At 64.2% G+C, this 7,662-nt stretch carries 10 protein-coding genes and 1 riboswitch; of the genes, 5 read left to right on the top strand and 5 right to left on the bottom strand.

What is annotated here, in order from left to right:
* Positions 1-205 precede the first annotated feature (205 nt).
* Complete coding sequence (locus tag ACFODV_RS07890; protein ID WP_379757245.1) at positions 206-535, top strand: hypothetical protein; 330 nt, start codon at positions 206-208, stop codon at positions 533-535.
* Positions 536-612: 77 nt separating this feature from the next.
* Here the strand turns inward: ACFODV_RS07890 and gloA are convergent, their stop codons facing one another.
* Positions 613-1,134, bottom strand: a complete 522-nt coding sequence (gloA, locus tag ACFODV_RS07885) for a lactoylglutathione lyase (protein WP_379757242.1) — start codon at positions 1,132-1,134, stop codon at positions 613-615.
* Between the two features lie 208 nt (positions 1,135-1,342).
* On the opposite strand from gloA, the gene ACFODV_RS07880 reads away from it, so the two are divergent.
* A complete protein-coding gene (locus ACFODV_RS07880) occupies positions 1,343-1,687 on the top strand; it encodes a hypothetical protein (RefSeq protein WP_379757239.1) in 345 nt (114 codons plus the stop codon).
* Positions 1,688-1,765: 78 nt separating this feature from the next.
* Here ACFODV_RS07880 and ACFODV_RS07875 read toward each other — a convergent pair whose 3' ends face one another.
* On the bottom strand, positions 1,766-2,137 hold the full coding sequence (locus ACFODV_RS07875; protein WP_379757236.1) for an ATP-binding protein: 372 nt from the start codon (positions 2,135-2,137) through the stop codon (positions 1,766-1,768).
* Positions 2,138-2,441: 304 nt separating this feature from the next.
* Here ACFODV_RS07875 and ACFODV_RS07870 point away from each other — a divergent pair, with 304 nt between their 5' ends.
* The 3 genes from ACFODV_RS07870 to thiE all read left to right on the top strand — a co-directional run bounded on the left by ACFODV_RS07870 (position 2,442) and on the right by thiE (position 4,357).
* Positions 2,442-2,720 (top strand): hypothetical protein, encoded by a 279-nt coding sequence (locus ACFODV_RS07870; RefSeq protein ID WP_379757233.1) that lies wholly within the window; start codon positions 2,442-2,444, stop codon positions 2,718-2,720.
* A 73-nt stretch (positions 2,721-2,793) separates the two neighbouring features.
* Positions 2,794-2,896, top strand: a riboswitch (TPP riboswitch).
* Between the two features lie 38 nt (positions 2,897-2,934).
* Positions 2,935-3,756: a hydroxyethylthiazole kinase gene (gene thiM, locus ACFODV_RS07865; protein ID WP_379757230.1), complete on the top strand. Its 822-nt coding sequence runs from the start codon at positions 2,935-2,937 to the stop codon at positions 3,754-3,756.
* Positions 3,746-4,357 carry a thiamine phosphate synthase gene (gene thiE, locus ACFODV_RS07860; protein WP_379757227.1) on the top strand — a complete coding sequence of 204 codons (612 nt, stop codon included), beginning with the start codon at positions 3,746-3,748 and terminating at the stop codon, positions 4,355-4,357. Before thiM ends, thiE begins: the two co-directional genes overlap by 11 nt.
* A 6-nt stretch (positions 4,358-4,363) precedes the next feature.
* Here thiE and ACFODV_RS07855 read toward each other — a convergent pair whose 3' ends face one another.
* The 3 genes from ACFODV_RS07855 to ACFODV_RS07845 form a co-directional block, all read right to left on the bottom strand.
* Positions 4,364-5,239 (bottom strand): DMT family transporter, encoded by an 876-nt coding sequence (locus tag ACFODV_RS07855; protein ID WP_379757224.1) that lies wholly within the window; start codon positions 5,237-5,239, stop codon positions 4,364-4,366.
* A 105-nt stretch (positions 5,240-5,344) separates the two neighbouring features.
* On the bottom strand, positions 5,345-6,703 hold the full coding sequence (locus tag ACFODV_RS07850; protein ID WP_379757222.1) for a serine hydrolase: 1,359 nt from the start codon (positions 6,701-6,703) through the stop codon (positions 5,345-5,347).
* Between the two features lie 178 nt (positions 6,704-6,881).
* Positions 6,882-7,655, bottom strand: a complete 774-nt coding sequence (locus ACFODV_RS07845) for a sulfite exporter TauE/SafE family protein (protein ID WP_379757219.1) — start codon at positions 7,653-7,655, stop codon at positions 6,882-6,884.
* Positions 7,656-7,662: the final 7 nt, after the last annotated feature.

Raw genomic sequence — 7,662 nt, 5'->3', positions numbered from 1 at the left:
GTCGAGTGCGTGGCTCGCATCATCATGATGGCGGCTCGGTCTTCAGCAGTGAGATGGCTGTAGCAGTAGGTCATGGCAACACCGTACCTGATGGGTTACGTGTTGCACTTGGTCATTGAGACCGCCGAGGCTCTCCCATATGGCACATCGATATATGCTTAGTATGGCTCTGCTGCTTGCCTTGACCATTTGGTCTACCGGCTCCATGGCCCAACCGTCCCATCAGCAGTCCATTGCTACCACCACTGCCGTTGAGGCTAAGCGCTGGCAGGCCATACGCCTGACAAACCTTCCCGAGGGAGGCTCTCTTCGCATCCAACTGGAGACGGATGGGCTACTGAGACTCTTTTTGGTACTGAGTGCAGAGTTCGACAAGCTACCGAATGCTGCCAGGCCGCTTATGGCCAGCGAGACCCATCGCCACGTCGACCTGACGCTACGAATTCCCGAAAGCAGTGACTATTATCTGGTGCTGGACAACCGACAGGGCAGAGAAAAACGCCAGGTCTCGATAGGGATTACCGGCTCAAGATAAAAACGCCGCTCTCTGGCTGAGAGCGGCGCCGTCCATGAACCGAGCGAAACGTGCAGTGCGCGGGCCAAGACGCTCCATCAGGCCATGCGGTCGGCTTGGACCACTTCGATCCAGTAGCCATCAACGTCCTTCACAAATGCCACGTCCTTCATCTTGCCCTGATCGGAGCGCTTGACGAATTCGACACCGTTTTCGTCGAACCAGGCCTCGGCGGCCTCCAGGTCCGGCACGCTAAAGCAGATATGGCCAAAGCCCTGTGGTTCGGCGTTGCCGTCATGGTAGGCGAAGTCTGGCTGGTCCTCGGTGCTCCAGTTGTGGGTCAGCTCCAGCAATCCCGTCTGGCTGAAGGTCCAGACGGTGCGTTCGCCTGTTTCATCTGGGACCGCATCGCCTTCCCCCAGCCTGGCAAGGAAGTAGAGCGAGAACTGCATCTCCTCGAAATCGAGGCGGCGCAGTACCACCATGCCGAACACGCGGGTGTAGAAGGCTAGTGATGTCTCGGGGTCCTTCACCCGCAGCATGGTGTGGTTGAAACGAAATCCTGCGGATTCGGCGGTGGGGGTCTGGACACCGGGATGATGCTCACCCTTGAAGCTCATGGGCTACTCCTGTCTACAATGAAGAGGTTACGTCGAGCATGAAGACAGCGGCGGGATATTTCCAGTGCCGGCGTCACGCATGTTGTACAAGGCGTTCTTATAATGTAAGAAAATTCACGTATCGGGAAAAAATCCGCGGCAAAAGCGACCAAATAGTTCTACGATAGCTATACAACAGAGCCAACAATCTTAGAATCGGAGAAAATCCATGTCTGACCATGCCTATCAGCTAAGTGACCATATCACCCTCAAGGAACTGTCCCGCGCCATCTCTCAAGGCTTTTCCCCGATTGTCGAAGTCGAATCCATGGATGGCATCTATACGGTGCGCTTTCACCATGGCACCGGCGTCTCGGAGCTCTCGGATGCCAACGGACGCACCTTGACCTTCCTCGGCACTGGGGAGATTCGCGATCAACTCGGCGGAGTCGGTCTGACCCATGGCGTGCTGACCTGGTCAGATCAGTGCGGTGACGAGATGATCGGGGTGCCAGGTCATGCGATGACGCCGGACGAGATGCTTGCCAACGGTACTCGCATCGCCTTTCGGTAAGCATTATCGAAAGCAATGGCCGGTGGTGGAAATCACCGACTGGCTAGTGCGCTTCTCGTGTCCGGTTTTCGTATACCCCTAACCCTTTGGCAGAGGGCCTGACGGCAGATAAATCCGTGCCGCCAAACCGCCCAGCGACGAGGGAGCAAGCACGAGTCTCCCCCCGTACAGGTCAACCAGATCGGAGACGATGGCCAGGCCAAGGCCACTGCCGGGTTCCTGCTCGTCCAGCCGTGCCCCGCGCGCCATGACGTGATGGCGCTGGGGTTCGCTCATGCCCCGCCCATCATCCGCCACTTCGATCCAGCACTCCTCCCCATCCTCGCCTGCGCTGAGCGTGACCGTGGTCGCCGCCCAGCGCAGGGCATTCTCCAGCAGATTGCCGACCAGTTCCTGGAGATCCTGAGGATCCATGCGAATCATCAGCTCGCGTGACAGCGAGATCGGCATCCGATGCCTTTCGCGTGGAGAGCGAGGTCCGCCAGGACGCTATGGACCTGACGGCTAACTGCCACGCCCCGGAGGCGGAAGCCCCCGGGGCGTTGATCACGCAGCAATAGAAGCGTGATAGCGCCTGCAACACCTCGCGGGAGATATCAGGGGCCGGGCGGCGTACCTCCTCAAGCTCGTTCATACCGTAAGCGCAGGCCTCAAAGGCGCCCGTCACATTCCGGTCATATCACCTTAAGCAATCCTTAAGGAAAGGGCGACATAGTCAGAGGCTGATAACCGGACCCCAACGCGAGGCGACGCCATGACCTATAGCCCGATAACGATACTCGATGACACGCTCATCACTGAGAACCGTGCCATCGTACCGCTGCTGCTCATCGGCCTGGCGCTGCTGGCCTTGGGCGTGCTGGTCGCCGGCTGGGAGCCCATCGAGCTGCCTCTGGGGCTCGCCGCCCTGGGCATGGCGGCCCTGGCGCTGCTGCGCCCCGAGCGCTGGCAACAGGAGGAGGCCCGCAAGAGCCTCGACAGCCTGCTGCTGGCCAGCCTGATCACTCTTTCGGGCTTCCATTTGATGGCGTGAGCCTCGCATCTTGAGCGCTTCGCCAGTGGCGTTGCCCAGCCTTTACAGTCCTGCCTGGGACGTGGATAGTGTGGCCTGACGACAGGGGCGTCGCGGAAGTGAGTTGCCGCGGCTGAGAGGTACCCTTTGAACCTGACCCGGATAATGCCGGCGTAGGGAGTCGTGCAGTTCCGGCCCTGGCGCCAGCCTGCACCTCTCGCGCCCGGGAGGCCGCATGTCCCATACGATTTTCCCTTCGATCGACCCCGCTGCGCACCTGGCCCGGGTGCGTGAGCACGCTCCGCTGATTCATAACATCACCAACCTGGTGGCCATGAACACCATGGCCAACGTGCTGCTCGCCATCGGCGCCTCGCCGGCCATGGTGCATGCCCGCGAGGAGGCCGCCGAGTTCACCGCCATCGCCGACGCCCTGACGGTCAATATCGGCACCCTCTCGCCCCACTGGGTAGAGGCGATGATCGAAGCCGCAGAAGCGGCTCGCCTGATGGGCAAGCCCTGGGTGCTGGACCCGGTGGCGGTGGGCGCCACCGCCTACCGGCGCGAGACCGGGGCGCGATTGCTGGAGCGTCTGCCCACGGTCATTCGCGGCAACGCCTCGGAGATCATCGCCCTGGAGGCCCGCGGTGCCGGCGGGCGCGGCGTCGACAGCAACGACCCGGCAGAAGCCGCCGAGCAGGCCGCCATTCGTCTGGCCCGCCGAATCGGCTGCGTCGTGGCCGTCACCGGCGAGGTAGACCTCGTCACTGACGGTCGCCGCCTGGCGTACGTGCACGGTGGCCACCCGCTGATGCCGAGAGTCACCACTCTGGGCTGCTCGCTCACCGGTGTGGTGGCCGCCTTCCTGGTCGGCGCCGAGGATTCCTTCGAGGCCACCGTGGCGGCCCTGGCCTGCTACGCCACGGCCGGGGAACTCGCCGGCGAGAGTGCACGGGGCCCCGGGAGCTTCGCTGTGGCCTTCCTGGACGCCCTGTATGCCCTGGATAACGAAACCCTGAGAGGCCGCCTGCGGCTGGAGTTGACCGATGCGACTTGATCTATCCCTGTATCTCGTCACCGACCCGGACCTGTGCGCCAAGTATGGCCTGGTGGAGACCGTGGTCGCCGCGGTGCGCGGCGGGGTGACGGTGGTGCAACTTCGCGACAAGCACGCCAGTGATGGCGAGATGATCGACCAGGCCCGCCGCCTCAAGGCGACGCTTGCCGGCAGCGGCGTGCCGCTGATCATCAACGATCGCCTGGCGGTGGCGGTGGAAAGCGGCGCCGATGGCCTGCATATCGGCCAGGACGACGGCGACGTGGCCGCCGCCCGCGCGGCGCTGGGGGAGGGGGCGCTGCTCGGCCTCTCGGTGCAGACCCCGGCACAGCTCGCCCGGGTGGATCTCGAACGCCTCGACTATCTGGGGCTAGGGCCGGTGTTCGCCACACCCAGCAAACATGACCACGCAGAACCGCTGGGCTTCGAGGGCCTGGCTGCCCTGGTGGCGGCCAGTGCCTCGCCGACGGTGGCCATCGGCGGGCTCAAGGCCGAGCACGTCGCCGCGGTGCGAGAGGCCGGCGCCGGAGGCCTGGCGGTGATCTCGGCGATCTGCGGCCGCCCCGATCCTGAAGCCGCCGCACGCATCTTCTTTGGCTGATATCGATCAGGAGGTGGGCCGGCGCTTGAGGCTCGTACGGCCTTCACGATAGGCGATAGCCAGGCCGCTGCCGATGATCAGGGCGCTGCCGACGAAGACCCAGATATCCGGCATCTCGCCCCAGAACCACCAGCCCAGCAGCACCGCCCAGAGCATGGCGGTGTAGTCGAAGGGCGCGGCGATGGCCGCCGGGGCGTGGCGGAAGGCCATGGTAATGAAGGCGGTGGCCCCCACCCCGAAAACGCCTGATCCCGCGAAGGCCAGCCAATGCCAGGGATGGGGCGTCTGCCACACCCAAGGCAGCGCTATGGCCGTGATCAGGAAAGGCACCAGCGTCATGTAGAAGACCATGGCCCAGAGGTGCTCGGTGCCGCCCCAGCGACGTGCAGTCACCATCATCAGCGCATAGAAGACCGCTGCGCCGATCAGCGCCAGGGCACCGATATCGAAGGCCGCGCCGCCAGGCCGCACCACGACCAGCACTCCCACGAAGCCCACCAGCGACGCCACCAGCACGGGCTTCTCGATACGCTCGCCCAGTAGCGGCACCGAGAGCAGGGTGACGAACAACGGGGCCACGAAGGCGATGGCGGTAGCCTCGGCCAGGGGGAGCAGGGTCAGGCCCAGCACGAAGCAGACCATGGTGCCGGTGTAGATCAGTCCGCGCAGCAGATGCACCCCGGGGCGGCGGGTACGCAGCTTGCGCAGACCGCCGCCGAAGTAGGCCAGCAGCGCGATCATCGGCAGCGAGACAAGAGTGCGGAAAAAGATGATCTGTAGCGGCGAGTGCACCTCGCCCAGCCACTTGGCGATGGCGTCACCGATGGCCAGGCAGAGCACGCCCAGGCACATGAACCCGATTCCCTTGAACGACGGTGACATATTCCCTCCGAGTCGACCCTGACCCAAAAACACCACCCCGCCGACCAGAGGCCGGCGGGGTGGTAGTGACAGACAGGCTAGAAGGTTAGCGCGTGAACGGCAATGCTAGAAATTGACCACCATGCAGTCCATTCCCTCTCTCGCCAGGCTGCGGCAGGCGCGGTAGGCCTGATTCTCGTCGAGGTTGACCAGGCGGGCACGGAAGAAGGTCTGAGAGCCGTTCACCTCATCGATATTCACCCGGGCATTGAAGAGATCCTGGCTGAGCCGGCCGGCAGCATGGCTGGCGTGCTGGCGGGCGTTATCGGGATTGGAGAAGGCTCCGACCTGAACGCCCCAGCTGGCGCTTGGGCCTACCGGCTCGAGGCGGTGCGGGGTTTCGCTGCGCTGGGCGCTGGACGGCTGGGCACGGGTCATCAACTCGCGGATCGGGTCATCGGCGGAGCCCTGTGCCGTCTGCGGAAGCGAGGGCTGGGCCGAGGGCAGCGGCTCAGGGGCCTGCAGACTGGCCAGCTGACGCTGAGGCTGGCGGGTTGGCGCCACCGGCGTCACGGGAGCCAGCGCCGGTGCGCCCGTCATGTTCATTCGGTCGCCGGAAAAGTCCGCCTGGGCGACCCAGTCGCCGCGGCCGTAGAGCGAAGCGCGCACAAAGCCGCGGTCGAGCAGGTCGGCCATGTGAGTATCCCGAGAAGCTGCGGTGAACCCCCCCATCACCACCGATACCAGGCGGCGACCGTTGCGCACCGCCGAGGTGGCCACGTTGAACCCCGAGGCACGAATAAAGCCGGTCTTCATCCCATCGGCGCCGGCATAGCTGCCAAGCAGTCGATTGTGGCCGGTGACCCTCTTGCCTTGCCAGGTGAAGCTCGTTCGCGAAAAGTAGGGGTAGTACTGGGGATAGTCCTGCATCAGGCGGATCGACAGGGTCGCCATGTCTCGAGCGGTAGTGGTCTGGCCGGGATCAGGCAGGCCATTGGGGTTGCGGAAGGTCGTGCGAGACATGCCCAGCTGCCGCGCCTTGTCGGTCATCATGCGACCGAAATTCGCCTCGCTGCCGCCCAGGGCCTCTGCCACCACCACCGCCACGTCGTTGGCCGACTTGATGATCAGTGCCTCGATGGCAGTCTCCACCGGAAGGGTCGAACCCGCCTTTACATAGAGCTTCGACGCCTGCTTGGACGCCGCATAGGAGGAGACCTGGAGCGGTGAATCAAGACGCAGCTGCCCTCTTTCCAGCTGTTCGAACAACAAATACAGCGTCATCATCTTGGTCAGCGATGCCGGATAGCGGGTCTCATCGGCATTCGCAGCGTGCAGCACCTCGCCACTTTCAATATCAACCACGATGGCAGCGTAGCGCGGATTGGCCTGAGCCGGGTTGGCCATAACGATGGCCAGACACGCCAGCAGCGCGATCACGCCAATGCCATGGCGCCGGATTCTGATTATGGTTGCGGTCACCATCTGCGTTCCCTCTGCATTCCCCTGCGTGCCGAGTGGGCGGCACAGCCTGTCTAAGCATTATGAACGGGAAACGCCGACTGTACAGGGCGCCATGTCAGGAAAGGCGGTGATTTTATTCGCTTTCACAATTCTCCTGGCCTTCGCCGTGCCGACATCGATGCGCAAGCCGCTCTCTCGGCTAGCCACCCTGGCCCAACAGGCGCGCTACTCCCAGCCAGGTCAGGCGCAGCGCCAGCAGGGTCAGCGCCCACTTGAACAGGCTATCGAAACGGTGCTCCGTGAGCCGATGCAGAAGGCGCAGGCCCAGCCAGGTGCCAAGAAAACCCGAAGCCACCATCCCAAGCATCAAGGCCAGCCAGTCGCGGAACACGAAGCCAGCCAACCCGAACACGAAGGCCTTGGTGAGGTGCTGGGCGCTCATGCAGGCGGAAAACGTCGCCACCTTGCCCAGCCGCCCCTCGGCGCCCTGCTTGATGAAGGCTGCCACCATGGGGCCGCTGGCCCCCACCAGGCTGGAGAGCAGCGTGGTCACCGCTCCCGCCAGCAGGGTGCCGGTGCGCCCCAGGGCGCGCTTGGGCAGCCCCGGCCCCCAGCAGCTGTAGAACACGAAGCCGGCGATGCAGAGCTCCAGCACCCCGGGCGGCAGCCGCACCAGCAGCCAGGCCGCCACCAGGGCGCCCAGTACCACACCCGGCAAAAAGGCCGCCAGCAGGGCCCGGTCGACGTGGCGCCAGGTGAGCACGGTACGCCCGGCGTTGGAACCGAGCTGCACCATGCCGTGCACCGGGATCAGCGCCGCCGCCGGCATCACCTGGGCCATGGCCATGATCATTAGCAGCCCGCCGCCCACGCCCACCGCGGCAGTCACCGCCGAGGTCAACACAGAGACCAGCATCAGCACAGCGTTGACACCCCCCGATAGCGGGGAGAGCACCTCCAGCAGCGCCATCATGAATCAC

The organism is Halomonas tibetensis (assembly GCF_042643535.1).
Taxonomy (GTDB): domain Bacteria; phylum Pseudomonadota; class Gammaproteobacteria; order Pseudomonadales; family Halomonadaceae; genus Halomonas; species Halomonas tibetensis.
Note: the sequence above shows the minus strand (reverse complement) of the source record. Positions and strands in the feature narration are given on the sequence as shown.

Coding starts and splice junctions, on each gene's coding strand:
- ACFODV_RS07890 (WP_379757245.1), top strand. CDS start 206: ATGGCCCAACCGTCCCATCAGCAGTCCATTGCTACCACCACTGCCGTT.
- gloA (WP_379757242.1), bottom strand. CDS start 1,134: ATGAGCTTCAAGGGTGAGCATCATCCCGGTGTCCAGACCCCCACCGCC.
- ACFODV_RS07880 (WP_379757239.1), top strand. CDS start 1,343: ATGTCTGACCATGCCTATCAGCTAAGTGACCATATCACCCTCAAGGAA.
- ACFODV_RS07875 (WP_379757236.1), bottom strand. CDS start 2,137: ATGCCGATCTCGCTGTCACGCGAGCTGATGATTCGCATGGATCCTCAG.
- ACFODV_RS07870 (WP_379757233.1), top strand. CDS start 2,442: ATGACCTATAGCCCGATAACGATACTCGATGACACGCTCATCACTGAG.
- thiM (WP_379757230.1), top strand. CDS start 2,935: ATGTCCCATACGATTTTCCCTTCGATCGACCCCGCTGCGCACCTGGCC.
- thiE (WP_379757227.1), top strand. CDS start 3,746: ATGCGACTTGATCTATCCCTGTATCTCGTCACCGACCCGGACCTGTGC.
- ACFODV_RS07855 (WP_379757224.1), bottom strand. CDS start 5,239: ATGTCACCGTCGTTCAAGGGAATCGGGTTCATGTGCCTGGGCGTGCTC.
- ACFODV_RS07850 (WP_379757222.1), bottom strand. CDS start 6,703: ATGGTGACCGCAACCATAATCAGAATCCGGCGCCATGGCATTGGCGTG.
- ACFODV_RS07845 (WP_379757219.1), bottom strand. CDS start 7,655: ATGATGGCGCTGCTGGAGGTGCTCTCCCCGCTATCGGGGGGTGTCAAC.